The organism is Streptomyces sp. NBC_01216 (genome assembly GCF_035994945.1).
GTDB lineage: Bacteria > Actinomycetota > Actinomycetes > Streptomycetales > Streptomycetaceae > Streptomyces.
In genome coordinates this window covers 3831773-3855950 of the sequence record NZ_CP108677.1, presented here as the reverse complement: position 1 = coordinate 3855950, position 24178 = coordinate 3831773, and the positions used below count along the sequence as shown (strand labels likewise).

Genomic DNA, 24178 nt, shown 5'->3' with positions numbered 1-24178 from the left:
GGGTGCCGTGGCCGGGATCAGCCGCCCGGCCCACGGCGTCAAGCCGTGGCGTCAGCCCGCGAGCAGCTTCTTGACCGCGGCGGCGACACGGCCGCCCTCGGCCTGGCCGGCCACCTTGGGGTTCACGATCTTCATGACGGCCCCCATCGCGCGCGGACCCTCCGCACCGGCGGCGGCGGCCTCGGCGACGGCCGCGGCGACGATCTGCTCCAGTTCGTCGTCACCGAGCTGCTTCGGCAGGTAGGCGTCGAGGACGACGCCCTCCGCCTTCTCGCGCTCGGCCGACTCGGCACGGCCTCCCTGGGCGAACGCGTCCGCGGCCTCGCGGCGCTTCTTCGCCTCCTTGGCGATCACCTTCTGCACCTCGTCGTCGGAGAGTTCGCGCTTGGTCGTGCCCGCGACCTCCTCCTTCGTGATGGCGGTGAGGGTGAGCCGCAGCGTCGAGGAGCGCAGCTCGTCGCGCTCCTTGATGGCGGCGTTGAGATCGTCCTGCAGCTTGGCCTTGAGCGTGGTCATGGGGCAAGTGTGTCAGGTGACGCGCAACGCCCGCCCGCGCATTAACCCGCCACGCCCTCCTGCCCCGACCCGCGTCCCGCGGTCTGCGACGATGGGGGGATGCGCGCACGGTACGGAATCCCCTTGAAGATCACCGCAGGTCTCACGGCGACAGCCGCCGCCGGACTGGTCTATGCCGCGGGCTTCGAAGCCCGCTCCTTCCGCCTGCGCCGGGTGACGATTCCCGTACTGCCGCGCGGGATGCGCGATCTGCGCGTCCTGCAGGTCTCCGACATCCACATGGTGTGCGGCCAGCACAAGAAGCGGGCCTGGCTCCAGTCACTGGCGGGACTGCGACCGGACCTCGTCGTGAACACCGGCGACAACCTCTCCGACACCGACGCGGTGCCGGAAGTGCTGGACGCGCTGGGCCCGCTGATGGAGTTTCCGGGCGTGTACGTCTTCGGATCCAACGACTACTACGGACCGCGGCTGCGCAACCCCGCCCTCTACCTCCTGGAGAAGGTGCAGGGCAGGCACGGCCTCAACGGCAACAAGCCGGTCGAAGGCGCGGTGCACAACCCGTGGGAGGACCTCCGGGACGCCTTCGACGAGGCAGGCTGGCTGAACCTCACCAACACCCGTGGCCGACTCAGGCTCGACGGCCTGGATCTCGCCTTCACCGGCCTCGACGACCCCCACATCAAGCGGGACCGTTACGAGCGGGTGACCGGCGGTCCCGACGCCTCGGCCGACTTCACGGTGGGCGTGGTCCACGCCCCCTACCTGCGCTCGCTCGACGCGTTCACGGCGGACGGCTACGAGCTGGTCCTGGCGGGTCACACCCACGGCGGGCAGCTGTGCGTCCCCTTCTACGGGGCACTGGTGACGAACTGCGATCTGGACACGGACCGGGTGAAGGGCCTGTCCACGCACACCGTGGCGGACCGGACGTCCTTCCTGCACGTGTCCGCGGGCTGCGGCACCAACCGGTTCACTCCCGTCCGGTTCGCCTGCCCGCCGGAGGCGACCCTGCTGACGCTGACCGCCCACCCCTGAGCGCCTGTCGGGCGAAGGCCACCCGACAGGGCTCTGCGCCGCGCCCTCCTACGTCGGCGGCGGGCACGCCGCAACCACCCACCGGGGACCGGTCTCACACCGCCGTGCCCTGACCGGGGTGCCCCGCTGCCGACGCCGGGGACGGGACGCCTTCCCACGGAGGGGGAACAGGGCGGCCGCCCTCGGAACGGGCTGGTCCTGGGGGCCGTCTGCCACACCCTGGGCCCGGTGCCGGTGACCGTCGACCACTTCCGGACGGCGCCCGGAGGCCGCGAAAACCGGATTTCGTCTCCGGGCTCGGGTGGGCTAGAGTAATCGATGTCGCCGCGAAGTGAAGACAGAGCAGCGACATCGGGGTGTAGCGCAGCTTGGCAGCGCGCTTCGTTCGGGACGAAGAGGTCGTGGGTTCAAATCCCGCCACCCCGACAGCTGAAACACCAGGTGAGGCACCTAGGAACATTCCTAGGTGCCTCACCTTTTCGTGTGCATTGCCCATGTGCGTGACTACCGGCTCCCGAGTGTCCAAGGTCGCTGCGGCTCAGCGCCGAAAATGCCGTCCATGACCACGGCGCCGGTCTGGATCACGGGCCGGATCTGCTTCCGGTAGACCTCCTCGGTCACAGCCGTCCCAGAGTGCCCGACGAGCCGAGATATCTCCTCAAGAGGGACGCCCCGGTCGGACAGCAGGGACACGAAGCCGTCGACCAGGCACCATCCCCGCCCTCCGCCTGATCACCCGTGGCGTATCCCCACCAGGGCCGGCCGTCTCACTACGATCGGAACACCATGACGCTCGACATCCCGCGCATTGAGCAGCTCCTCCCGAGGACATCCGGGTCCACTGCCGCTTCATTGGAACGGGCAGGTGGGTGAGCCCGAAACAGCAACGCTGCGTGGCCCTCCGCACCAACAAGCTCTACTTCACCCGCGACCGCGACCGCGATCCGCTGACCGACGTCCGGAACCCTTCCGAGCCGCCGCCGCCATTCTGACCTGAACACGACGACGTTTGTTGCCCACACATCCCTACGCAAGCTTCGAGTCCACCTCCCGTTCGGGTGGACCGAGCAGCAGGAAGTCGCAGTCGTCGGCCAGTGGCCGAACCATTGACCCGTATGCGCTGCCGGCGTGGGGCTTGACCCCGACGCCGGAGTAAACCCCTGGATCAGGTCGAACCCTTACACCACTTCCCAGGACGCGACCGCAGTGGATGAAGGATGGAGCAGCAATGTCCGAAGGCGAGCGGAAGCCGGGCAGGTCTGGGGTGGACCGGTCGGAGGGGTTCGGTGAGCGGTTGCTGGGTCTGTTGCTGGACCGGGCTCACGAGATGCCGCCGCAGTTGATCGCCCCGCTCGTCGCGGAAGAAGTGGCCAGGGTCGGTGGTAGGGACGTCTCGATCCTCTTGCAGGACTACGAACAGATGGTGCTGGTGCCCCTGCCGGGACGGGGATTGGTGGTCGGTGACCCCGAACCGGTCGAGGACTCTCCCGCCGGGGAGGCGTTCCTGAACTGCGAAACGGTAGAGGTACCGCAGGACGGCACCGTGCGGATGTTTGTGCCGCTGCTGGACGGCAGTGACCAGGTCGGGGCGATGGCCGTCACCCTGGACAGCGTCGATGACGACGACCGGAGGTTGCTGCGCAGACTCGCCGGGCTGGTAGCCGACATGATCGTCACCAAAGACGCCTATACCGACCTGTTCTTCCAGGCCCGACGCCGCGCCCCGATGAGCGTGGCCGCGGAAATCCAGTGGTCGTTGCTGCCTCCGCTGTCGATGACTGTTCCGCAGGTTGAAGTGGCTGGAATCCTGGAGCCCGCGTACGACGTGGCCGGCGACAGTTTCGACTACGCCCTCAACGGCGACATCCTTCATGTGGCCATGATCGACGCGATGGGCCACGGCCTGAACGCGGCGACCATGGCGACGGTGGCCATCGGCGCCTACCGCCACACGCGACGGGCCAACACCGGTCTGTCCCAGGTGTACGCGTTCATGGACAGGGCCATCAACGAGCAGTTCGGCCCCGATCACTTCGTCACCGCGCAGATGATGTGTCTGAACGTCGCCACGGGCCGGCTGCAGTGGGTCAATGCCGGTCACCCGGCTCCGCTGCTGATCCGCGGCCATGCCGTGGTGGACCGGCTGGAGAGCCCGACCACCCTGCCGGTCGGTTTCGGCGGCGAGGAGCCGGTGGTCAGCGAGCGGATGCTGCTGCCCGGGGACCGGCTGCTGTGTTTCACCGACGGTCTGATCGAAGAGCATCAGCCCGGCGGGGAACAGTTCGGTGAGGAGCAGCTCATCGAGTGCGCCAACCGAGCCGTCCGCGACTACACGGCGGTGCGGTCGGTGGTGCGCGCGCTCTCCCACGCCCTGAAACAGGAACGAGGCGGCGTCACCAGCGATGACGCGACCATCTTCCTCATCGAGTGGCGCGGCGGCAACGCCGACCATCTCGCCACATTCGGTTGAGCCCCCGCGCGCCCGCACAGTCAGGACACGACTTCGTCGCTGCCCAGACCGGTTCGCACACTGCGTCAGGTCAGCGGACCGGGCGGGCGCGGGCGGAGCGGCGCATGCGCATGACGATGTAGATGAGGTCCGCCACGAGCAGCACGATGCCGACGACCAGCAGGAAGGCCAGCCCGTCGGCGGTGGCACCGATGATGCCCAGCACAATCGCGATGATGATCAGGGTCAGGAAGAGTGTCATGAGGGCTACCCCTTAGCTCGGTTGGGGAGCTCAGCGGCGGGCCAGCTGCCGTTCGCCGTTCGCCCCGGACTGGTAGGGGAGGTCGTAGTGCCGGAAGACCGCCTCCTCGTCCCCAGCGGGAAGTACGTCGTCCGTGCCGACCGAAGGACACCGTTTCACCAGCGACTTGTCATGGGCGACCTTCACGTAGCCCGGCCCCGCGGTCGCACCGTCCAGGGGAACGAACACCAGGCGGTGGCGGGTGGGCAGGCCGACCCGGACCGTCGCCATGGCCGGTTCGTCGGTGCTGGTGTCGACATAGACCGCCTCCAGCTCGCCAATCCTGTGGCCCCTCGTGTCCACCACGTCGTGGGTCCGCCACTCACGGATGTCCGCCATATGGATCATGTCGACTCCTGGTGTTCCGTCACTGGTCCGGGAAGCGTGGCGACAAGGATCCCGGCGGCCTGGGTGACGTTACCGGCGTCGACCGCACGGGCCATGGCGTCGCGTGCCGCGTCGGGTGTCGTGTCCGGGGGCACCACGAGGAGGGCGAAGTGGTCGTTGTCGCCACGGGTGATGAGGACGGTGTCGTCACCGACAGGGAAGGAGTCGAGACGCACGACCCGGTCGTCGACGACCACACGAGTCGGGACCTCCTCCCAGGCGTCCGCGTCCAGGCCGACACGCGTGACGGGGCCGAGGTGTGCGGTGAGCGCCTGGATCAGGGCGGGCAGCTCGGTCGCGATGTCCCGGGAGCGGGGCCACCACGCGCCGTCGAGGACACCTCCGCGGGAATGCGTCGTCCGCAGCCGGAGCAGGGCCGTGCCCGGATTCACCGCTCGGTGGATCTCGTCCGGCAGGAGCTGCCGTGGGGTGGGAGTGTCAGATTCGGCCATCGTGGTCCGCCTGCCTGCGCGGGGCCGCCGACACCTCATGGCCGACGAGAGACCGCCGTGGTCATACAGTACTCCGCACGCCTGTGGTATACCCGCGCCATCGGCCGGACGGCGTGCCGGATGGGAAATCACCTGGTCAGAGCGGCTCATCCGAACGCTGGGCGGAGTACCCTGAAAGTACCGGGAGTAAGTCGAACACCCGCTCCCACGCGGACGTCGTTTCCGGCGATCAACACACTGGGCCGCCCCGCGGGGCGGCCCGGAGACGGGTTCGCGATCATGACCGCCACCCTCGCGCCCTCGCTTCCGGCGCGCCTGTCGCTGACACCGAAGACCACCCTCGCCGGCGTCTTGGACGGCGCGTGGTGGCCTCGCTCGCGAGACCTCACCGCCGAGCTGCCGCCCTTGGTCGACGCGCTTGAGGCCCGCTTCGGGCGCATCACGCGGATGACGGTGAACCCCACCCGCTGGCCCGTCGTCCCGCACAAGGTTCCTGCCACCGGGCACACCGTGCACGTGGGCTGGTTCATCGAACAGGATCCCGACAAGGTGATCCTGCTCTCCTACACCGTCGGCCGCTGCGACCTGTTGGTGATCCCGCCCGAAACCGAACCGGCCGCAGCCGCCCGGCTCATGACGGCCGCAGCCATCCCCGGCGGCGTCCTGGCCGCCGGCGTCCTGTTGTCCGACGAGGCCACGACCGGCGGGGCCGCCCCGGCGCCTCTCGGGCACCCGGTCGTCGGAGCGCGGATGATCTCCATGCCGGCACGCCCGCGGAGGTGACCCCGTGGAGACCCTGATCACGCTCGCCGCCCTCGCCTTGCTGATCGCGCTCGGCACGCGCCTGATCCACCGGCTCAACGCCCAGCACGACGCACGCATCGCCGCCCACCACTACGGCGCCGCCTTCCCGCCCATTCGTCGGCCTCCCGGTCACAGCCACCCCACACCGACAGGGCAAGCGTCGCGCGCTCGGCCCGCATGAGCCCCAGTCGTACAATTGAACGTGGATCGAGCACTCTCACGTGTGACGATCCGGAAGGGCGGCCTCGGCGGAGTGAATGCGCCGGGGCCGTTGTGACGACACTCGCCATGAGGCCGGTGGGGCCGGCGCACCCGAGGTCATGCCGCCGCCTGTTGCTGCTGCTGCCTTCTCGCGCGCGAGATTCATCCCGAGAACGCGGCCGGGAAACGCGAACGTCTCGAACTCGGCACCGGCCGGTACGTCGGTGTGTGTCGCCATGGTGACCGGTGCGTCCAGGACTGCGAGGACACCTAAGAGGCATTCGAAGCACGCGAATACCTGTGCTCGCGATCTGAGGATTTAGCGACCCCCGCTCGGAGGCTTTCTGTCGGCAACACACAGGGGGAAATATCCGACGCACACGGACTGCGGAGGCATGCTACTGTCGGAACCAGTTGCAGTTTTGGTACCCAAAAGCTTCAGGCGCATCCCGCCGACCTCGTGTCACAGGGAAGCGTTTTGCATTTCCGGTCATTTCCGGGCAGGGCATCATCGCGGCGACACGGCGTCCGTACCGTACGGATTCCGATGTACTGCCCAAAGGAGATATGACATGGCTACTGGCACCGTGAAGTGGTTCAACGCGGAAAAGGGTTTCGGCTTCATCGAGCAGGACGGTGGCGGCGCTGACGTGTTCGCCCACTTCTCGAACATCGCCGCCCAGGGCTTCCGCGAGCTCCAGGAAGGCCAGAAGGTCACCTTCGACATCGCGCAGGGCCAGAAGGGCCCGACGGCCGAGAACATCGTTTCCGCCTGACACCGGCGCGTAATTCGTAGCTGGGGCCCGCATCCCTCGGGGTGCGGGCCCCAGCTGCATTCGTTTCACAGGTTCCCGATAAACCTGAATCGCCACACCTTTTCGCTCACCCAATCGAGCCCATATTCCTTCGCCTTGGGTGAAGCCACTCCTTTTGCATTTCGTTCGGCCCGTGCCTGTGATTCCCAGCACTTTTCCTCAGCTGCCGGAGTTCCTCGATACGCGCCGTGTCAAGGAAGGTTCTGCATGGAATCCACACGCACGAACAGCCGCTCCACCCGTACCCGCCGCAACGGCGGCCACGCGAACGGTTCATCCAGCGGCTCGGCCCGGGGCGGTCGTTTCGGGTCGCCCGCGCCGAGCCGTTCGGGAGCTCCGGCTCGCTCCGGCGGTCACGGCCGACGTCCCACCGCGCAGGGGGAGTTCACCCTGCCGGAGACGACCACCCCGGCTCTCCCCGCGGTCGAGACGTTCGCCGACCTCGACATGCCGAAGACCTTGCTGGCCGCGCTCGCCTCGCAGGGCGTGTCCGTCCCGTTCCCCATCCAGGGGGCGACCCTGCCGAACTCCCTGGCGGGCCGTGACGTCCTGGGCCGCGGCCGGACCGGCTCGGGAAAGACCCTCGCTTTCGGCCTCGCCCTGCTGGCCCGCACCGCCGGGCAGCGCGCCGAGCCGCGTCAGCCGCTGGCACTGGTCCTGGTCCCCACCCGGGAACTGGCGCAGCAGGTCACCGAAGCGCTCACCCCCTACGCCCGCCCCGTGAAGCTGCGCCTCGCCACCGTGGTCGGCGGCATGCCGATCGGCCGGCAGGCGAAAGCACTGCGCGGGGGAGCAGAAGTCGTCGTGGCCACCCCCGGCCGACTGAAGGACCTCATCGACCGCGGTGACTGCTTGCTGGACCAGGTCGCGATCACCGTCCTCGACGAAGCCGACCAGATGGCCGACATGGGCTTCATGCCTCAGGTCACCGCGCTCCTGGACCAGGTCCGTCCCGGGGGCCAGCGCATGCTGTTCTCCGCCACCCTGGACCGCAACGTCGATCTCCTGGTCCGCCGCTACCTCGCCGACCCCGTCGTCCACTCCGTGGACCCCTCCCGGGGCGCGGTGACCACGATGGAACACCACGTCCTGCACGTCCACGGTGCCGACAAGCACCGGGCGACGACGGAGATCGCAGCCCGCGACGGCCGAGTGATCATGTTCCTGGACACCAAGCACGCCGTGGACCGCCTCACCCAGGACCTCCTCGCCAGCGGTGTCCGGGCCGCCGCCCTGCACGGCGGCAAGTCACAGCCGCAGCGCACCCGCACCCTCGCCCAGTTCAGGACGGGCCACGTCACCGTCCTGGTCGCGACGAACGTCGCGGCGCGAGGCATCCACGTCGACGACCTCGACCTCGTGGTGAACGTGGATCCGCCGACCGACCACAAGGACTACCTCCATCGCGGTGGCCGTACCGCCCGGGCGGGCGCGTCCGGCAGCGTCGTGACCCTGGTCACCGCCAACCAGCGTCGCGGCATCAGCCGCCTCATGGCGGCCGCCGGCATCGTGCCCCAGATCACCCAGGTCCGCTCCGGCGGGGAAGAACTCAGCCGGATCACCGGCGCCCGTACCCCCTCCGGCATCCCCGTGACGATCACCGTGCCGCCGGCCGAACGGCGCACGCGCGGCACGTCCTCCCGTGCCCGACGCGGTCCCGCTTCGGCCGCCCGACGCGTCGGCGGACGTCGGTCCGCCTTCGACGCGGCGGCCTGAGCACCGCGTGATCCGAACGCCGATCCCTCTCCAGGAGGCACGTGTGACGACCGTCCAGACGCCGCCCCGCCCGGCTCCGGCCACGACCGAGTGTGGGACGGAGCCCGACACCGTGGACACGGCCGGACCGCAGGTCGGCGATGACATGACCGTCGAAGTGGCCCTGGCCGTCATGGCGAGCGCCCGCACCAGGCTCCTGCTCGTCACCGACAACGACGGGCAGCTCACCGGTCGCGTCACCCTGGGGCGGCTCACCGGCGTCCGCGACAGCCCCGTCTACACGGACCGGCTCCAGCTGCGCGACCTCCCCGGCCACGGCGGGCCACTCACCTCGCTCACCGCCCTGGCCTCCGAGTACGGCGTGTGCCACCGCGGCCCCGCGGCACCGCCCCTCGTGAGCGAACACGGCGGCGCCCTGGACCTGCCTCCCCTCGCCCTTGCGTGAACCGCCTGATCGCGGCGGAACCCTCCCCTTCCTCCCCCTGTGAGACATCGTGCGTTGTGTCATCGCCCGCTTCCCCTTCGACCTCACCAAGAGCGGAGTCCTGGACTCCATGAAGGGCGTCAAGCCCGAGCCGGTCACCGGCGAGTCCGTGATCATCGGCCGCCGCGCCTACCCCGCCATGCAGGTCGGCCAGGTCATCACCCGGCAGGACAGGCGCGATTTCAGCGCCGCCGAAGTACTCCGGGCCATGACCCGGCTCGGCTTCACCTGCCGCGGCCTTCCCCGGCCCGCCGACGCCCTCAGCTCCCTCCAGCACGCCTCCGCGTTGCTCGGCACTCCGGCAGCGGTCTGACCGCGGGCTGCGGAAGACGCTGAGCGGGCACCCGCGCGGCCGAGAGGGCCCGACCGGCACACGCCGGTCGGGCCCTCTCGCGTACCCGGTCAACCCGGCGTGGCCGCCCTGTCCGCCCGATCACCTGCCCAAGCCAAGGTCGATTGCCTCACCACCGGACACACAAAAATCTATGCCGCCGAGACTAGATATTAGCGAGCAGCACAGCTATGTTTTCTCTCGTAGCCCAGAGAGTCCGAAGGGCCGGCAGACACGAACTGCCGGGAGCAGCAGTAGTCGCAGGACGGTGCGGCGGTGGAGTCCCGAAGCCAGGGTGGTCGTAGGACGGCAACGGGGCTGACAGCCGGACCGGGTGGCCCGCAGTCGTCAGGGGCCGCCGGAGCGGGGACGCGGTCATGACGGGATGCGAACTCGCCCGTGCAGTTCGCGGCACCGCAGTACGCGACACCGCGGTACGCAGTAAGAACACGGATGGTTGATCGCTCAGGAAGAACGGAGGAAGCCGCGCCATCAGGATCGCCCGGGCACGAGTGCCCAGCCCGGGTACCGCAGGACATCGAGAGCGAGGTGGTCTCCGGTCAGGCAATCACGATCCCCGCACACCCGACAGCAGCCAGGTCGGGTCCGCGGATACGGAAGGCCGGCGCGGTATCAGGGCCGGCGGATGGTGTAGTAGTTCCTTCAGGGCCCTGGTGCCGTACGGCACCAGGGCCCCTCCATGCGTTCCACGAGAGAGGTGCCAATGACAGCAGGCGACTCGTACGGCCGTCTCGACGACGACGACTACCCCGCCTACACGATGGGCAGGGCCGCCGAGATGATCGGCACCACCCAGGGCTTCCTCCGTGCCATCGGTGAAGCCCGCCTCATCACCCCGCTGCGCTCCGAGGGCGGGCACCGCCGCTACTCCCGCTACCAGCTGCGCATCGCGGCGCGCGCCCGCGAGCTCGTGGACCAAGGCACCCCCATCGAGGCCGCCTGCCGCATCATCATCCTCGAAGACCAGCTCGAAGAGGCCCAGCGCATCAACGCCGAGTACCGCCGCGCGGCGGCTCAGCCGCCCCATCACGCCACCGACTGAGGCGGCTGCGGGCGGTTGCCGGCCGGCCCCGTGTCAGGCGGCGTCTCCCTGCTCGCACCCGCACCTCTCCGCACCGCCCTGCCGCCCGCCACGGGCGTAGAGGCTGCGATCGCGCCGACCCACCCGTAGTGCGGTGGCGGGAGACGCACCGCGATCGGGCCGTGAACGAGTCAGCGGTCTCCCCGAGGTCGAACAGGGCCCTCGACTGGGCGGGACTGCCCGTGTCCGTGCTGCTTCCGTGGTCCGCCGTGACGCACCGCCGGGCCGTCGGGCCGGTGGCCCGGCCGGTCGATGGGGCACTGCTGACAGGGGTTCTGGGTGGTCTACCGCGGGATACCCCACCGCACCGGGAAGTCGACCGCGTCGCGGTAGGCGGCGAGGGTCCCGATGGCGGTACCGCGTCCTGCCGGCGCACGGACGGCCGGTACTCACGGGCTCCCGGGGCACCCCCGGCTGGGCAGGCGACCGGTCGCCGGGGCGAGGGGGGTCACGGCGCTCTACTCTGGTGCTCTGTCAGGTTGGCTGACCGTCGAAAGGCTGGGTGTCAGGTGCTGGTCGCGGACCGATATCGGCTGCACACGTGTATCGGGCGGGGCGGCATGGGCGAGGTGTGGCAGGCGACCGACGAGGTCCTCGGGCGGCCGGTCGCGGTGAAGTTGATGCTGGGTCATGAGACGGACCCCTCGGCCGCCGACCGGTTCCGACTGGAGGCGCAGACCGCGGCGCGGCTCAGTCATCCGCATGTGGTCGGTGTCTTCGACTTCGGCACTTGGGACGGGAAACTGTTCCTCGTGATGGAGCTGGTCGAGGGTTCCAGCCTCGCGGGCGAGTCCGGGACGGCCCTCGTCCTGCCTCCGGAGCGGGTCGCCGTGGTCGCCGCGCACGCGGCGGCGGGGCTGGCCGCCGCGCACCGCCAGGGAGTCGTCCACCGGGACATCAAACCGGGCAACCTGCTGCTCGACGTGGACGGCACGGTGAAACTGGCCGACTTCGGGATAGCCCGCTTCGTCGACGACCCGTCGGCGGCGCTCACCACCACCGGCCAGATCGTCGGCACCGGCTTGTACCTCGCCCCGGAGCGGGCGCTCGGGCAACCCGCCTCCTCCGCCTCCGACGTGTACTCGCTCGGCTGCGTCCTGTACCAACTCCTCACCGGTCGGCCTCCGTTCCAGGGTGACACCGCCACCGCGCTGCTCTACCAGCACATCGACACGCCACCCGCTCCGCCCCGACAGCTCGGGGTGGGGTTGCCGCACGCGTTCGAGACGTATCTGCTCACGCTGTTGGCGAAACAGCCCGAGCGACGGCCCGCCGCGCAGGCGATCACGGAGTGGTTCGGCTCGGGTGCCTGGCGCGAGCACCCGCTGCCGGCGCCCGCGCCGCGGACGGCACCCCCGGCACCCGCGCAGGGACCTTCGTCGCACCGGTCGGCGGGGGCGCGCACCTCGGATCACGCCCAGCCTCCCCCCACCGTGGCCTCGGCCGGTCCGCGCGGCGGGTCGGCGGGGGCGGGGCGGACGCGGGCCCCGGTACGGCGGCAAGCCCGGCGCCCGGACGGCGGGCTGGCGGAGCTCTCGCGGCGACGTCCGCGCAAGACGGCCGCGGTGGCCGGTGGCATCACCTTCGTGGTCTTCCTGCTCATCGGCATGTCGTGGCTCGCGCCGGAGGACAGTTCTGCCGGTACGCCCGACCCCGGCCAGACGTCCACCGCCCCCTGAATACCGCATCCGGGAACGTTCGCCCGTCGAGGCGAAGGCCGCCTGAGAGCCCGTCGGGCGCCGTGCCGAGCGACTCCGCCGGGTGCCAGGTGGCCGAAACCGGTACACCCGGGTGGAACCGGGTGGCCAGGCGACGCCGGCGTTCCCCGTACCGTCGCGGATCGGGTCAGCTCCGTCGCGGCCGTCGCGAGGACCCGAACGGGGTCCCCCGGGTGGCTCGGGGAGCCGTGGTCCGTTCCTCTGGAGGCATGCGCACACAGCAGATAGCCCGGGTCGTCGTCCTGCCCGCCGCCGCTGCGCTCGTCCTCGCCGGCGGCACCTCGGCAGTCGGCCGGAGTTCCTCGCCCGCGCCGGCCGGGGAGCATTCCGGGGCGCGCCCTGGAGGCGGCCATCCGGGCCCCCACTCCGAGCTCGTCAACGACTCCGGGCCCTCCGCCGTAGCCCTGGCCCTCGGTGCCGCCGCGCTGGCCACGGCCGTCGCCGTCACCGTCGTACGGAACCGGGCCGCTGGTCCCGCCCTCAGCCGGCCAGCCCCGCCGCCACCCCCAGCAGCACCAGGATCAGACAGATCCCGAGGTTGACCTTCCGGTAGTACAGGAACACCGCGGCGAACTCGCGCATGGTCGCGCTCGGCCAGAAATAGGCGGCGGTCGGCGAGCCCACCACCTGGCCGTCCACCCCGGTCCGGCGAGCCGTCAGGGCGGCTCGGAAGGCGTGGAAGTCGTTGGTGACGATCACGCATCCGGCTTCCGGGGCGTGCGCGTCCATCAGTTCCTTGCTGAAGACCAGGTTCTCCTCGGTGTTCCGGGAGCGTTCCTCCCGCACGATCCGGTCCCCCGGGAAGCCGCGCTCGACGAGGTAGTCCGCCATCGCGTGGGATTCCGGAACCTCCTCGTCCGGGCCTTGGCCGCCGGAGGTGATCAGCAACGGCACCACCCCTGCGCGCGCTTCGAGCGCTTCGTAGATGCGGCGGCCGCGGTCCAGTCTGCTCGCGAGGAGCGGCGAGACGAGCCGGCCGCCGACCAGGCCGGCCCCCAGGACGACGACGAAAGACGCGTCGCGCCGTACGCCCATCCGACCGTAGAGGAAGGCGTACCCGACGAAGCAGAGGAAGAGGAAGGAGACGTAGGCGAGGACCGCGATGCCCGTGCCGACGGCGATGCCCAGGGCCTTCGACCGTGTGACGAGGGCGACGGCCATCAACGCCAGCATGCCCAGGATGAGCAGACCGGCGAGCAGCGACAGCAGGTTGGCCGGCCGGCCGCCCTCCTTGCGGACCATCTGTACGCCGTTCGCGCACAGCAGTCCGGCGAGCACGACCGGTCCGAGTCCGAGCACGAGCAGCACGACGACGATCACCGTCGTCGCGACACCCGGCGGGGCGCTGTCGACGCCGGCGAGCAGGCCGATGCCGAGGAAGGTGACGGCGAGTCCGAGATACACGGCGTTGCCGAAACGCCGCCGGTCGCGCAGCACGCCGATCCCGAAGAGCAGCAGAAACAAGGCGGCCACCGCGAAAGCGAGCATGCCGTCATCGTAGGTGGCGCCTCCGACACCGGGCCGCGGGTTTCCGTGTGCGTCCGGCCGTCGTTCCGTTTCGCGCGGCGCCGGCGGGCGGGGGGGGCGCGGCAGGAGCGCGGGAACGGCCGGTGGCCGGTGCCGGGTGATGTCGCGCGCCGGAGGTTGTCCACAGGCTGCGGACGATGCCGACGGAATGTCGGCGGACCGGAGCATCATGGGGCCAGGGCTGATTCATAGTTCTGGGCTGGAAGGGCTCTCAGAGCCGGTCTGCGGTCATGCTGCGGTGGTCAGCGTGGTGACGAAGACGGACGCGGCTTCTGGGAAGGTCTCCAACTTGTTGAGCCGTACGCGCTTCTGCTCCAGCTCCGCCGTGTGGTCTTCTCCGAGGTCCACCGACTTGACCATCTCCGGGGCATGGCCGATGGCGTCCATGAGTGCGTCGGCGAAGACGGACTCCAATTCGGTCTCGCCGACACCCGCCTGTGAAGTGCAGGCGACAGAGCGGTTCTTGGCTGTGCACCGGTTATCGCGGTACGTCCGGGTGTCTTCAGGGTTTGGTCGTGTGCTGACACACCATCCGGCTTCCACAGTGACCGCAGATGGCGGTACCGGTGAGCAGGCACGCGGTCTCCCGGCGGCGGACCTTCTCCACCCGCGTGCGCGAGGCGACGCCTTGTTCGCCGCCTCCCACTCGCCGAGCTTCAGGATCGGCCTGTCCGCGATGACGCTCGGCTCCCCCTCCTCGGTCTCCCAGATCTGCCCGTTGTAGGTCTGGTATCCGACGCAGACGGGGTTCTGGATGACGCGGGCGATGGTGGCGGGCTTCCAAAGGATCCCCTGTGCCGGCTTGCCCTTGACCGACCGAAGATGGTCGGACCACGTCATGACGCCGCGCCTGTTGAAGTCCTCTGCGATCGCGTACGTGGAGTCGCCGTCGTTCTGCACTAGAGCCGAAGCGAATGGGAAGCGCGGCATGGAACCATCCGGTGATCCGTAAACGACCATGCGCCGATCGGGTTACATAGGGGCATGAGTGACACAGAGCCCATGCCCGTCTGGGAGCAGCGATTCCGCGCCCCGCGCGTCTCCCTGCCCGAGTGGGCGGAGGAAGCCCCCGACCGCGCGTTGTTCGTCTCGAACGCGACCGGCAAGTACGAGCTGTACGCGTGGGACCGGGTGACCGGTCACACCCGGCAGGTCACAGACCGGCCGAACGGCACCACGGACGGGACGCTCTCCCCCGATGGAGAGCGGATCTGGTGGTTCCGCGACGGCATGGGCTCCTCCGTTCCAGACTTGCCGTCGGATGGGGACGAGTTCGGGGTGTGGATGCGGCAGCCCTTCGAGGGGGGCCCGGACGAGACAGCGGTGCCCGGCCTCGCACCCTCCTATCCGGCGGGGCTCGCCATCGGCCGGGACGGCACGCTGGTGGTGGGCCGGTCGACGGACGAGGAGGGGTCGACGGTCCATCTCGTGCGGAAGGGCTCGGAGCCCGTCGAGATATACCGCCACCGGGAGTCGGCGGGGGTCGGTGACCTCTCGCACGACGCGACGCTGATCGCGATCGAGCACACCGAGCACGGCGACGCCATGCACGCGGCCCTGCGGGTGCTGCGGGCCGGGGACTCCTCGGTACTCGCCGAACTCGACGACACCCGGGGCGGTACCGAGGAGCTGGGCCTGGCGGTGCTGGGATTCGCCCCGGTGGACGGGGACACCCGGCTGCTCGTCGGCCACCAGCGTCGGGGGCGCTGGGAGCCGCTGCTGTGGGACGTGGCGACGGGCGAGGAGACCGATCTGCGGCTCGATCTTCCGGGTGACGTGTCGGCCGAGTGGTATCCGGACGGCTCGGGCCTGCTGATCGTGCACAGCTTCGAGGCACGCAGTGAGCTGTGGCGCTACGACATCGCGACGGGGGCGCTGGTGCGGGTGGAGACCCCGGCCGGCTCGGTGTCGGAGGCGACGGCGCGTCCGGACGGCTCCGTGGAGTACCTGTGGTCCTCGGCCGCCGAGCCGCCTGCGGTGCGCTCCACGACGGGCGGGGTCGTGCTCGACGCTCCGGGTGCGAGGGCTCCGCGGTCCGTGCCGGTGGAGGACGTGTGGGTGGAGGGGCCCGGTGGCCGGGTCCACGCTCTGGTGCAGCGGCCCGCGGAGGGCGAGGGGCCCTTCCCGACCGTCTTCGAGGTCCACGGCGGGCCGGCCTGGCACGACAGCGACGCCTTCGCGTCGGGACCCGCGGCCTGGCTGGACCACGGCTACGCGGTGGTCCGGGTCAACTACCGCGGCTCGACCGGCTACGGGCGGGAGTGGACGGACGCGCTGAAGCACCGGATCGGCCTGATCGAGCTGGAGGACGTGGCCGCGGTTCGCGCGTGGGCGGTCGCGTCCGGCCTGGCGGACCCGGCGAAGCTGGTCCTGTCGGGCGGGTCCTGGGGCGGCTATCTGACGCTCCTGGGGCTCGGTACGCAGCCGGACTCCTGGTCGGTGGGCCTCGCCGCCGTTCCCGTCGCCGACTACGTGACGGCGTACGAGGACGAGATGGAGGCGCTCAAGGCGCTGGACCGGACGCTCTTCGGCGGCTCGCCGCAGGAGGTGCCGGAGCGTTTCGAGGTCTCGTCCCCGCTGACGTACGTCGACAAGGTGACGGCCCCGGTCTACATCTCGGCGGGCGTCAATGATCCGCGCTGCCCGATCCGCCAGATCGACGTGTACGTCGACCGGCTCGCGGCCCGGGGCGCGGTGCACGAGGTGTACCGGTACGACGCGGGGCACGGCTCCCTGGTGGTGGAGGAGAGGATCAGGCAGGTGCGTCTGGAGCTGGACTTCGCCGCGCGCCACCTGGGGACCCGGCCGGCCGGGGGGTGACGCGGCTGCGTACCGTGGAGGGGTGTACCGGTTCCTGAGAACGCCCCGCTGGTGGGGACTCCATGTCTTCGTCCTGCTGGCGATCCCGTTCTGCGTGTTCATGGGGAGCTGGCAGCTGGGGAAGTTCGAGGAACGCGTCGACTCCCACCGGGAGGCGGAGCGGGCCCCCGGGCCGGGCACGCTGAAGGCGGAGCCGCTGGACTCGCTGCTGCCGGTGGACAAGGAGACCTCGGGCCGGCGCGCGCGGGCGAGCGGCCGCTACGGGGAGCAGTTCCTGGTGCCGGGCCGACAGCTGGACGGCCGCACCGGAAGCTACGTGCTGACGCTGCTCAGGACGGACGGCGGCAAGACGCTGCCGGTGGTACGCGGCTGGCTGCCGTCCGGGGCGGAGGTCCCTGCCCCGCCGTCCGGTGAGGTCACGGTGGAGGGCGCCCTGCAGGCGTCCGAGACCGTGGGCACCAAGGGGGTCGACGCGGCGGGCGGGCTGCCGGAGGGCCAGCTCGGCATGATCAGCGCGGGAGCGCTGGTCAACCTCGTCCCTGACGAAATCTACGACGCCTGGGTCACCGTCACCGACGCGCCGGAGGGGCTGACCCCGGTCCCGGCTGCTGCCGCGGCGGGCACGTCGCTGGATCTGAAGGCATTCCAGAACCTCGGCTACACCGCGGAGTGGTTCGTCTTCGCCGGCTTCGTGGCCTTCATGTGGTTCCGCTTCCTGCGCCGCGAGGTGGAGGCGTCGAAGGACGCCGCACTCGGCCTCTGAGCGCCTGTCGGGTGGCCTTCGGCCGACAGGCTCTGAGCGGTGTCCGTCGTTCCCCGGGGAGGTCGCCCGGGGCGCCACGCCGTAGGTCGGCCGCCGTCGCACGGGTGTCTCGCCCGGCCCCACACCCCGCCCCCGGCCCGTACGGCGTGGGGTCAGGAGGCGTCCAGGACGCCCGTCCGGTAGATCGTGCCCGCGCAGGCGTTGGTGATCGTCGCCGCGGCGGCCGGGCCGCCCGGCTCCGCCGTGTGGCTGACCGCGACGCTGCCGTTCGCCGGTGTCCCGTCCGCGGCGCCGAGCTGGGGTTCGGTGCCGTTCGCCGACTGTCCCGCGCCCGTCGACCCGGTGGCGCCTCCCGACGCCCCGCCGCTCTCCGCCGGTGCGGTCGGGGTGGGTGGCGGGCTCGTGGTCGGGCAGGTCTCGGTGGGGATCCAGGCGAATCTGACCTCGTAGGCGTTCTGCGGCTGGAGCACCAGGGCGGGCGACTCCTGCGACGGATCGGGCAGACCGCTCGCGGCGTCCCCGGCCGCATGGGCGACCACAGTGATCCTGGCCGGATCCGCCGCCCCCCGGGCCTCGAAGGAGACCCGGCCCGCACCGCCGACCACACAGTCCTTCTCGGAGATGTTGGCGATACGGAAGGTGCCGTACACCTTGCCCGACGCGTCGGGCGCACCCGACTGCACCGAGCTGACGCCCAGCTGTCCCGCGCCACACACCGGTGCCTTCACCGGAAGCGGGTCGGCCGAGGGAGTCGCGTCGGTGCCCGCGCCCTCCGTCTCGCCGGTCCCGGGCTCCTGCGACGTACCGCCGCCCTGGGCTTCGCCCTGGCGGGTTGCGCCGGAGCCGGCCGGCGTGTCCCCGCCCTGCTCACCGCCCTCGACTCCGGTCTCGGAGCCGGTACCGCCTTGGGCCTGCTCGCCGTGGCCCGCGTTGACGGAGTGGTCGTCGACGGCCGCGCCGGAGTTGGCGACGTGGACGAACGCCGGGACGGCCGTGCCCAGCAGCACCACCGCGGCGGCGATGCCGACGACGGCCTGGCGTTTGCGGGCGCGCCGTGCGGGCACCGCCCGGAGCAGATGGTCGAGCGCATCCTCCGAGGGCACGAGGTCGGCGACGGCGCCCTGGAGGAGCCTCCGCAGCTCCGCCTCGTCGGCCCCTCCGGCACCACCGGGGACATCTCGGAAGAGGCGGTCGCGCCCGAGGCCGCTGTCGGCCTGCGCCTCGCCGGGCCCGTCGTTCACACCGTGTCCCATGCTGTCTCGGCCGCCGTGGCGCGGCCCGTGCGTACCGCCGTGGGGCAGCCCGTTCCTACCGCCGGCGTCCCCGTTGCCGAGCGGGTCACCGGGCACCTCTCCGGGGCTCATGCCTGTGCCTCCATCACGACGCGCAGCGCCGCGATGCCCCGCGAGCCGTACGCCTTCACCGATCCCAGCGATATGCCGAGGGCCTCCGCGACCTGCGCCTCCGTCATATCGGCGAAGTAGCGCAGGACCAGGACCTCGCGCTGACGCCGCTGGAGCCCCCTCATCGCCTTGATCAGGGCGTCACGCTCCAGCTGGTCGTAAGCGCCCTCCTCCGCGCTCGCCATGTCCGGCATGGGCTTGGACAGCAGTTTGAGCCCGAGGATGCGACGGCGAAGCGCGGAACGCGACAGGTTGACGACGGTCTGCCGCAGATAGGCGAGGGTCTTCTCCGGCTCCCGCACCCGGTTCCGCGCGGAGTGCACGCGGATGAACGCCTCCTGGACCACGTCCTCGCAGGAGGCCGTGTCGTCGAGGAGCAACGCCGCGAGCCCCAGCAGGGAACGGTAGTGGGCCCGGTAGGTCTCGGTCAGATGGTCGACGGTGGTGCCGGCGGCCATGCCGTCCTCAGCGCTCTCGCGCGGCGAGGGAATGCCGTTCACCGCGGTCGCGTGCGCTCTGGCGGGCATGGGCGCGATCACCGGCATGCCGCCGTTTGGGCGCGGCCGCCTGAGCGGACGCGCCGCGGCGCTCCGGACGGGAGCCACGACCGTGCCCCGCACGGGGATGATCGGCGTCCCGCGGAGCGGGACGACCGCTGCGATCTCGAGTACCTCTGCCACGCCTGTTGGACACGTTTCCCCCCGTCAGGGTTGTACGCGTACGCCACCGTTTTCGACGGTGTGCAAATCGCCCTCATGCGCACCCGTTTTTCCCCAATACCCCGTTTTCACAGCATGATTTGTGGCACACCACAGGCGCACGCGGAGACGCACCCCGACCGACTGCTGGTTGCGGTACGCCCGAAGAGCATCGTCGAGCACGACATCATCCCAGTTCAAGGGCGTTCCGTGGCCGAATCGATCACAAGGTGTTCACAGATCCTACAAAGACGACCGGTCAGCCGACGCCGATTTCCGGACGCTCGGGACGCTCCGGACGGATGATCGTCTCCGCGATCTGGACGGCGTTGAGCGCCGCGCCCTTGCGCAGGTTGTCCCCGCACACGAAGAACTCCAGCGAACGCTCGTCGTCCAGGGAACGCCGCACCCGGCCCACCCAGGTGGGGTCCGTGCCCACGATGTCGGCGGGCGTGGGAAAGTCCCCCGAGGCCGGATCGTCGTACAGCACCACACCCGGCGAGGTGGCCAGGATCTCGTGGGCGCGCTCGACCGTGACGGGATGCTCGAAGCGCGCGTGTACGGAGACGGAGTGCCCGGTGACGACCGGTACCCGGACGCAGGTCGCCGCGACCGGCAGCGCGGGCATGCCGAGGATCCTGCGGGTCTCCTCGCGGATGCGCAGTTCCTCGGACGACCAGCCGTCCGCCATCAGGTCCCCGGACCAGGGCAGCACGTTCAGGGCGACGGGCCCCGGGAAGGGACCGGTGCCGTCGCCGACGGCGCGCCGGACGTCCCCGGGGGAGTTTCCGAGGTCGGTGCCGGCGACCAGCGCCAGTTGCTCCCGCAGGGCGGCGACACCCGCCTGCCCTACCCCGCTCGCGGCCTGCTGGGCGGTCACCACCAGCTCGCTGACCCCGAACTCGGCGTGCAGGGCGCCCACGGCGACGATAAGCGCCAGCGTGGAGCATCCCGGGCTCGCGACGATCCCGCGCGGCCTCATGCGGACGGCGTGCGGATTGACCTCGGGCACCACCAGCGGCACGTCGGGGTCCGCCCGGAAGGCCGCGGAGGTGTCCACGACCACCGCGCCCTTGGCCGCGGCGACCGGCGCCCACCGCGCGGCGATGTCCTCGGGCGCAAGGAAGAGGGCGAGGTCGGCCCCTTCCAGTACGTCCTCGCTCAGCGCGAGGACCTCGCACTCCTCCCCGCGGACGGCCAGCTTGCGGCCGGCTGAGCGCGGGGAGGCGACGAGTCGTATCTCGCCCCAGACGTCGGCGTGCTGCGACAGCATCTGGAGCATCACCGCTCCGACGGCCCCGGTCGCTCCCACGACCGCGAGCGTCGGCTTGCGGCGCGGCGAGGTCACCGGCCGGTTCCGCCATAGACAACGGCCTCGTCGGAGTCGCTGTCGAGCCCGAAGGCGGTGTGCACGGCCGTCACGGCTTCGTTGACGTCGTCGGCGCGGGTGACGACCGAGATGCGGATCTCGGAGGTGGAGATCAGCTCGATGTTCACGCCCGCGTCGGACAGCGCCTGGAAGAAGGCGGCGGTGACGCCCGGGTTGGTCTTCATCCCGGCGCCGACCAGCGAGATCTTGCCGATCTGGTCGTCGTAGCGAAGCGAGTCGAAGCCGATCGCGGCCTTCGCCTTCTCGAGGGCTTCGATGGCCTTGCGGCCCTCGGCCTTGGGAAGGGTGAAGGAGATGTCCGTCAGGCCGGTGGAGGCGGCGGACACGTTCTGCACGATCATGTCGATGTTGATCTCGGCGTCCGCGACGGCCCGGAAGATGGCCGCGGCCTCGCCCGGCTTGTCCGGAACTCCGACGACGGTGATCTTCGCCTCGGAGGTGTCGTGGGCGACACCGGAGATGATGGCCTGCTCCACCTTGCGGTCCCCTTGCGGTTCGTTGCTGACCCAGGTCCCCTGCAGTCCCGAGAAGGACGAGCGGACGTGGATCGGGATGTTGTAGCGGCGTGCGTACTCGACGCACCGGTGCAGCAGCACCTTGGAGCCGGAGGCGGCGAGCTCCAGCATGTCCTCGAAGGAGATCCACTCGATCTTCTTCGCCTTCTTCACCACGCGCGGGTCGGCCGTGAAGACGCCGTCGACGTCCGTGTAGATCTCACAGACCTCGGCGTCGAGCGCTGCGGCGAGGGCGACGGCGGTGGTGTCCGAACCGCCGCGGCCCAGCGTGGTGATGTCCTTCTTGTCCTGGGACACGCCCTGGAAGCCCGCGACGATGGCGATGTTGCCCTCGTCGAGGGCGGTACGGATCCGGCCAGGCGTGACGTCGATGATGCGCGCCTTGTTGTGGACCGAGTCCGTGATCACACCGGCCTGGCTGCCCGTGAACGACTGCGCCTCGTGGCCCAGTTTCTTGATCGCCATGGCCAGCAGGGCCATGGAGATCCGCTCCCCGGCGGTCAACAGCATGTCGAATTCGCGTCCGGCAGGAATCGGGGATACCTGCTCGGCGAGATCGATCAACTCGTCCGTCGTGTCGCCCATCGCGGAAACCACGACGACCACCTGGTGGCCGTTCTTCTTGGCGTCCACGATTCGCTTGGCGACGCGCTTGATGCCTTCGGCATCCGCAACGGAGGAGCCTCCGTACTTCTGCACGACAAGGCCCACGTGCGCTCCTCGCTCGGTGTCTGCCGCAGCCATCCCTGCGGTCGGCTCAGTCTAACGAGCGGCCCGAATTCACCCTCCGGATATCGCATCCTGAGACGAGCTGCTCGGAGGATGGTCATAGTGATCTCCTCGGGAGCCCCGTGCGACGGCCCCGGGACACCCCGTCACGTGCGGCGCGACCCCAGGCCCAGCGGTCCGGCGATCTCCTCCACCATGACCCGCCCGGCCTCCTCGGCCAGGTCGTCCTCCGCCAGGTCCTCGTCCGTGTCCAGGCCGTCCAGAGCGGCCAGCGGCTGGTCCAGGCGGACGTGCGAGACCAGTGACTGGAGTGCCCGCAGGGTGCCGGAGGCCGTCGGGCCCCAGTTGGAGAAGTACGAGAACTGCCACCACCACAGCGCCTCGGCCGTCCGGCCCGCCCGGTAGTGGGCCAGTCCGTGCCGCAGGTCCATGACGATGTCGGCGAGGTTGTCGGAGATCCGGCAGGGCACCGGCGCCTTGCGGGGCTCGTAGGGGTCGAAGACCTCGGAGAACACGTCCACCGGGTCCAGCAGCCGGGCGAAGCGCTCGCGCAGGTCGTCGACGTCGACGTCCGGGCCGGTGTCCGGTTCGTAGCGCTCGTCCGGGAGGATGTCCTCGTGCGCGCCCAGCCGCCCGCCCGCGAGCAGCAGCTGCGAGATCTCCAGCAACAGGAAGGGCACCGCGCTGTCGGGCTCGTCGCCCTTCGCCACTTCCGTGGTGGCCACGATGAAGGACTCGATCGAGTCCGCGATCTGGACCGCGAAGTCGTCCGGGTTCTGCGTGAGCGCGTGCAGCGTGGCGTCGGACATCAGGGGTGCCTCCCTAGGGGCTCACGGGTGAGCGCACGAGCCGTGTCGGCCCTGTCGGTCATACATCTAGCAGGCGCCGCCCCTCGAAGGCACGCCCCAGCGTCACCTCGTCGGCGTATTCGAGATCGCCGCCCACCGGCAGACCGCTCGCGAGCCGGGTGACCTTCAGCCCCATGGGCTTGATCATCCGCGCCAGATAGGTCGCGGTGGCCTCGCCCTCCAGGTTCGGATCGGTCGCCAGGATCAGCTCGGTGACCGCACCGTCCGCGAGCCGCGCCAGCAGTTCGCGGATGCGCAGATCGTCCGGGCCGACCCCCTCGATCGGGCTGATCGCGCCGCCGAGCACGTGGTAGCGCCCGCGGAACTCACGGGTCCGCTCGATCGCCACGACGTCCTTGGGCTCCTCGACCACGCAGATGACCGACTGGTCGCGGCGCGGGTCGCGGCAGATGTTGCACTGCTCCTGCTGTGCCACGTTGCCGCAGACCGCGCAGAACCTGACCTTCTCCTTGACCTCGAGGAGCGCGTGCGCGAGACGGCGTACGTCGGTGGGCTCGGCCTGGAGGATGTGGAAGGCGATCCGCTGGGCGCTCTTGGGACCGACTCCGGGCAGCCTGCCCAGTTCGTCGATGAGGTCCTGAACCACGCCTTCGTACAACGGAACGCCCTTCTCGGGTCTGCTTGATTCTTACGGTAGTAGCCGGAGCGCCGGCTTAGAAGCCCGGCGCCGGGAAGCCGGGCCTCAGAATCCCAGGCCGGGCATGCCGCCCAGGCCCTGCGTCAGCGGGCCCAGCTTGGCCTGCTGGAGCCGCTGAGCGTTGTCGTTGGCGGCCTTGACCGCCGCGACGACCAGGTCGGCGAGCGTCTCGGTGTCCTCCGGGTCCACGGCCTTGGGGTCGATCACCAGCGCGCGCAGCTCGCCGGAGCCGGTGACCGTCGCCGTCACCAGGCCACCGCCGGCCTGTCCGTCGACCTCGGTCGCGGCGAGCTCCTCCTGGGCACGGGCGAGATCCTGCTGCATCTGCTGGGCCTGCTGGAGGAGCTGCTGCATGTCGGGCTGGCCACCACCGGGAATCACGATCACTCACTCCTGGCATTCACTGACGACTGTTCGGTACGCCGAGCCTACGTGGTCCCCGCCCGGGCTGCCGCCCAACTCTTTCGAGTGAGAAACTGCGGGCTCCTCTAGCTGATCAACACCCTCTTGCGG

At 70.3% G+C, this 24178-nt stretch carries 25 protein-coding genes and 1 tRNA gene; 13 read left to right on the top strand and 13 right to left on the bottom strand.

The genetic code is table 11. The features are described 5' to 3' along the window. Positions 1-51: 51 nt before the first annotated feature. Positions 52-516: a GatB/YqeY domain-containing protein gene (locus tag OG393_RS17035; RefSeq protein WP_327375504.1), complete on the bottom strand. Its 465-nt coding sequence runs from the start codon at positions 514-516 to the stop codon at positions 52-54. A 99-nt stretch (positions 517-615) separates the two neighbouring features. Between OG393_RS17035 and OG393_RS17030 the strand changes: the two genes are divergently transcribed. From OG393_RS17030 to OG393_RS17020, 3 genes are all read left to right on the top strand, one after another. Continuing rightward, positions 616-1554, top strand: a complete 939-nt coding sequence (locus tag OG393_RS17030) for a metallophosphoesterase (protein WP_327375503.1) — start codon at positions 616-618, stop codon at positions 1552-1554. Between the two features lie 352 nt (positions 1555-1906). Then, positions 1907-1980 (top strand) — tRNA-Pro (locus OG393_RS17025). An 802-nt stretch (positions 1981-2782) separates the two neighbouring features. Continuing rightward, positions 2783-4024, top strand: a complete 1242-nt coding sequence (locus OG393_RS17020) for a PP2C family protein-serine/threonine phosphatase (protein WP_327375502.1) — start codon at positions 2783-2785, stop codon at positions 4022-4024. Positions 4025-4094: 70 nt separating this feature from the next. Here OG393_RS17020 and OG393_RS17015 read toward each other — a convergent pair whose 3' ends face one another. From OG393_RS17015 to OG393_RS17005, 3 genes are read right to left on the bottom strand one after another with little or no spacing between them, the layout of a single operon-like run. Next, positions 4095-4265 carry a hypothetical protein gene (locus OG393_RS17015; protein ID WP_327375501.1) on the bottom strand — a complete coding sequence of 57 codons (171 nt, stop codon included), beginning with the start codon at positions 4263-4265 and terminating at the stop codon, positions 4095-4097. Between the two features lie 30 nt (positions 4266-4295). Then, positions 4296-4652 carry a PRC-barrel domain-containing protein gene (locus OG393_RS17010; RefSeq protein ID WP_327375500.1) on the bottom strand — a complete coding sequence of 119 codons (357 nt, stop codon included), beginning with the start codon at positions 4650-4652 and terminating at the stop codon, positions 4296-4298. After that, positions 4649-5143, bottom strand: coding sequence for a DUF5994 family protein (locus OG393_RS17005; protein WP_327375499.1), 495 nt, complete (start codon positions 5141-5143; stop codon positions 4649-4651). Before OG393_RS17005 ends, OG393_RS17010 begins: the two co-directional genes overlap by 4 nt. Positions 5144-5422: 279 nt before the next feature. Between OG393_RS17005 and OG393_RS17000 the strand changes: the two genes are divergently transcribed. From OG393_RS17000 to OG393_RS16965, 8 genes are all read left to right on the top strand, one after another. Next, positions 5423-5926 (top strand): DUF5994 family protein, encoded by a 504-nt coding sequence (locus OG393_RS17000; protein WP_327375498.1) that lies wholly within the window; start codon positions 5423-5425, stop codon positions 5924-5926. Positions 5927-5930: 4 nt separating this feature from the next. Then, a complete protein-coding gene (locus OG393_RS16995) occupies positions 5931-6128 on the top strand; it encodes a hypothetical protein (RefSeq protein ID WP_327375497.1) in 198 nt (65 codons plus the stop codon). Between the two features lie 592 nt (positions 6129-6720). Beyond that, entirely contained in the window at positions 6721-6924 is a 204-nt protein-coding gene (locus tag OG393_RS16990; RefSeq protein WP_327375496.1) for a cold-shock protein, read from the top strand. 246 nt (positions 6925-7170) lie between these two features. Beyond that, a complete protein-coding gene (locus tag OG393_RS16985; RefSeq protein WP_327375495.1) occupies positions 7171-8679 on the top strand; it encodes a DEAD/DEAH box helicase in 1509 nt (502 codons plus the stop codon). A 43-nt stretch (positions 8680-8722) separates the two neighbouring features. After that, positions 8723-9124, top strand: a complete 402-nt coding sequence (locus OG393_RS16980; protein WP_327375494.1) for a hypothetical protein — start codon at positions 8723-8725, stop codon at positions 9122-9124. A 49-nt stretch (positions 9125-9173) separates the two neighbouring features. Then, positions 9174-9476: an SCO5918 family protein gene (locus OG393_RS16975; protein ID WP_327375493.1), complete on the top strand. Its 303-nt coding sequence runs from the start codon at positions 9174-9176 to the stop codon at positions 9474-9476. Positions 9477-10218: 742 nt separating this feature from the next. Beyond that, positions 10219-10557: a MerR family transcriptional regulator gene (locus OG393_RS16970; protein WP_327375492.1), complete on the top strand. Its 339-nt coding sequence runs from the start codon at positions 10219-10221 to the stop codon at positions 10555-10557. Between the two features lie 548 nt (positions 10558-11105). Further along, a complete protein-coding gene (locus OG393_RS16965) occupies positions 11106-12275 on the top strand; it encodes a serine/threonine-protein kinase (RefSeq protein ID WP_327375491.1) in 1170 nt (389 codons plus the stop codon). A 519-nt stretch (positions 12276-12794) separates the two neighbouring features. On the opposite strand, the gene OG393_RS16960 is transcribed toward OG393_RS16965, so the two are convergent. Beyond that, positions 12795-13802: a YdcF family protein gene (locus tag OG393_RS16960; RefSeq protein ID WP_327375490.1), complete on the bottom strand. Its 1008-nt coding sequence runs from the start codon at positions 13800-13802 to the stop codon at positions 12795-12797. A 267-nt stretch (positions 13803-14069) separates the two neighbouring features. Continuing rightward, on the bottom strand, positions 14070-14741 hold the full coding sequence (locus tag OG393_RS16955) for a recombinase family protein (RefSeq protein WP_327375489.1): 672 nt from the start codon (positions 14739-14741) through the stop codon (positions 14070-14072). A gap of 84 nt (positions 14742-14825) precedes the next feature. On the opposite strand from OG393_RS16955, the gene OG393_RS16950 reads away from it, so the two are divergent. Then, positions 14826-16661: a S9 family peptidase gene (locus OG393_RS16950; protein ID WP_327375488.1), complete on the top strand. Its 1836-nt coding sequence runs from the start codon at positions 14826-14828 to the stop codon at positions 16659-16661. A 22-nt stretch (positions 16662-16683) separates the two neighbouring features. Beyond that, positions 16684-17424: an SURF1 family protein gene (locus OG393_RS16945; protein ID WP_327375487.1), complete on the top strand. Its 741-nt coding sequence runs from the start codon at positions 16684-16686 to the stop codon at positions 17422-17424. 152 nt (positions 17425-17576) lie between these two features. On the opposite strand, the gene OG393_RS16940 is transcribed toward OG393_RS16945, so the two are convergent. From OG393_RS16940 to OG393_RS16910, 7 genes are all read right to left on the bottom strand, one after another. Then, positions 17577-18788 carry a hypothetical protein gene (locus OG393_RS16940; RefSeq protein WP_327375486.1) on the bottom strand — a complete coding sequence of 404 codons (1212 nt, stop codon included), beginning with the start codon at positions 18786-18788 and terminating at the stop codon, positions 17577-17579. Next, positions 18785-19372, bottom strand: a complete 588-nt coding sequence (locus tag OG393_RS16935; protein WP_327378460.1) for a SigE family RNA polymerase sigma factor — start codon at positions 19370-19372, stop codon at positions 18785-18787. Before OG393_RS16935 ends, OG393_RS16940 begins: the two co-directional genes overlap by 4 nt. A 412-nt stretch (positions 19373-19784) precedes the next feature. After that, positions 19785-20873 carry an aspartate-semialdehyde dehydrogenase gene (locus OG393_RS16930; protein ID WP_327375485.1) on the bottom strand — a complete coding sequence of 363 codons (1089 nt, stop codon included), beginning with the start codon at positions 20871-20873 and terminating at the stop codon, positions 19785-19787. Continuing rightward, on the bottom strand, positions 20870-22141 hold the full coding sequence (locus OG393_RS16925) for an aspartate kinase (protein WP_327375484.1): 1272 nt from the start codon (positions 22139-22141) through the stop codon (positions 20870-20872). The genes OG393_RS16930 and OG393_RS16925 overlap by 4 nt, the downstream gene beginning before the upstream one ends. Before the next feature lie 164 nt (positions 22142-22305). Further along, complete coding sequence (locus OG393_RS16920) at positions 22306-22968, bottom strand: DUF5063 domain-containing protein (protein ID WP_327375483.1); 663 nt, start codon at positions 22966-22968, stop codon at positions 22306-22308. Positions 22969-23026: 58 nt separating this feature from the next. Further along, positions 23027-23626 carry a recombination mediator RecR gene (gene recR, locus OG393_RS16915; RefSeq protein WP_327375482.1) on the bottom strand — a complete coding sequence of 200 codons (600 nt, stop codon included), beginning with the start codon at positions 23624-23626 and terminating at the stop codon, positions 23027-23029. Positions 23627-23710: 84 nt separating this feature from the next. After that, positions 23711-24046: a YbaB/EbfC family nucleoid-associated protein gene (locus OG393_RS16910; protein ID WP_327378459.1), complete on the bottom strand. Its 336-nt coding sequence runs from the start codon at positions 24044-24046 to the stop codon at positions 23711-23713. Positions 24047-24178: the final 132 nt, after the last annotated feature.

What these genes read in the sequence shown, in the direction of transcription:
- OG393_RS17035 (WP_327375504.1), bottom strand. Translation starts at nt 516, where the DNA reads ATGACCACGCTCAAGGCCAAGCTGCAGGACGATCTCAACGCCGCCATC.
- OG393_RS17030 (WP_327375503.1), top strand. Translation starts at nt 616, where the DNA reads ATGCGCGCACGGTACGGAATCCCCTTGAAGATCACCGCAGGTCTCACG.
- OG393_RS17020 (WP_327375502.1), top strand. Translation starts at nt 2,783, where the DNA reads ATGTCCGAAGGCGAGCGGAAGCCGGGCAGGTCTGGGGTGGACCGGTCG.
- OG393_RS17015 (WP_327375501.1), bottom strand. Translation starts at nt 4,265, where the DNA reads ATGACACTCTTCCTGACCCTGATCATCATCGCGATTGTGCTGGGCATC.
- OG393_RS17010 (WP_327375500.1), bottom strand. Translation starts at nt 4,652, where the DNA reads ATGATCCATATGGCGGACATCCGTGAGTGGCGGACCCACGACGTGGTG.
- OG393_RS17005 (WP_327375499.1), bottom strand. Translation starts at nt 5,143, where the DNA reads ATGGCCGAATCTGACACTCCCACCCCACGGCAGCTCCTGCCGGACGAG.
- OG393_RS17000 (WP_327375498.1), top strand. Translation starts at nt 5,423, where the DNA reads ATGACCGCCACCCTCGCGCCCTCGCTTCCGGCGCGCCTGTCGCTGACA.
- OG393_RS16990 (WP_327375496.1), top strand. Translation starts at nt 6,721, where the DNA reads ATGGCTACTGGCACCGTGAAGTGGTTCAACGCGGAAAAGGGTTTCGGC.
- OG393_RS16985 (WP_327375495.1), top strand. Translation starts at nt 7,171, where the DNA reads ATGGAATCCACACGCACGAACAGCCGCTCCACCCGTACCCGCCGCAAC.
- OG393_RS16970 (WP_327375492.1), top strand. Translation starts at nt 10,219, where the DNA reads ATGACAGCAGGCGACTCGTACGGCCGTCTCGACGACGACGACTACCCC.
- OG393_RS16960 (WP_327375490.1), bottom strand. Translation starts at nt 13,802, where the DNA reads ATGCTCGCTTTCGCGGTGGCCGCCTTGTTTCTGCTGCTCTTCGGGATC.
- OG393_RS16950 (WP_327375488.1), top strand. Translation starts at nt 14,826, where the DNA reads ATGAGTGACACAGAGCCCATGCCCGTCTGGGAGCAGCGATTCCGCGCC.
- OG393_RS16940 (WP_327375486.1), bottom strand. Translation starts at nt 18,788, where the DNA reads ATGAGCCCCGGAGAGGTGCCCGGTGACCCGCTCGGCAACGGGGACGCC.
- OG393_RS16935 (WP_327378460.1), bottom strand. Translation starts at nt 19,372, where the DNA reads ATGCCGGTGATCGCGCCCATGCCCGCCAGAGCGCACGCGACCGCGGTG.
- OG393_RS16920 (WP_327375483.1), bottom strand. Translation starts at nt 22,968, where the DNA reads ATGTCCGACGCCACGCTGCACGCGCTCACGCAGAACCCGGACGACTTC.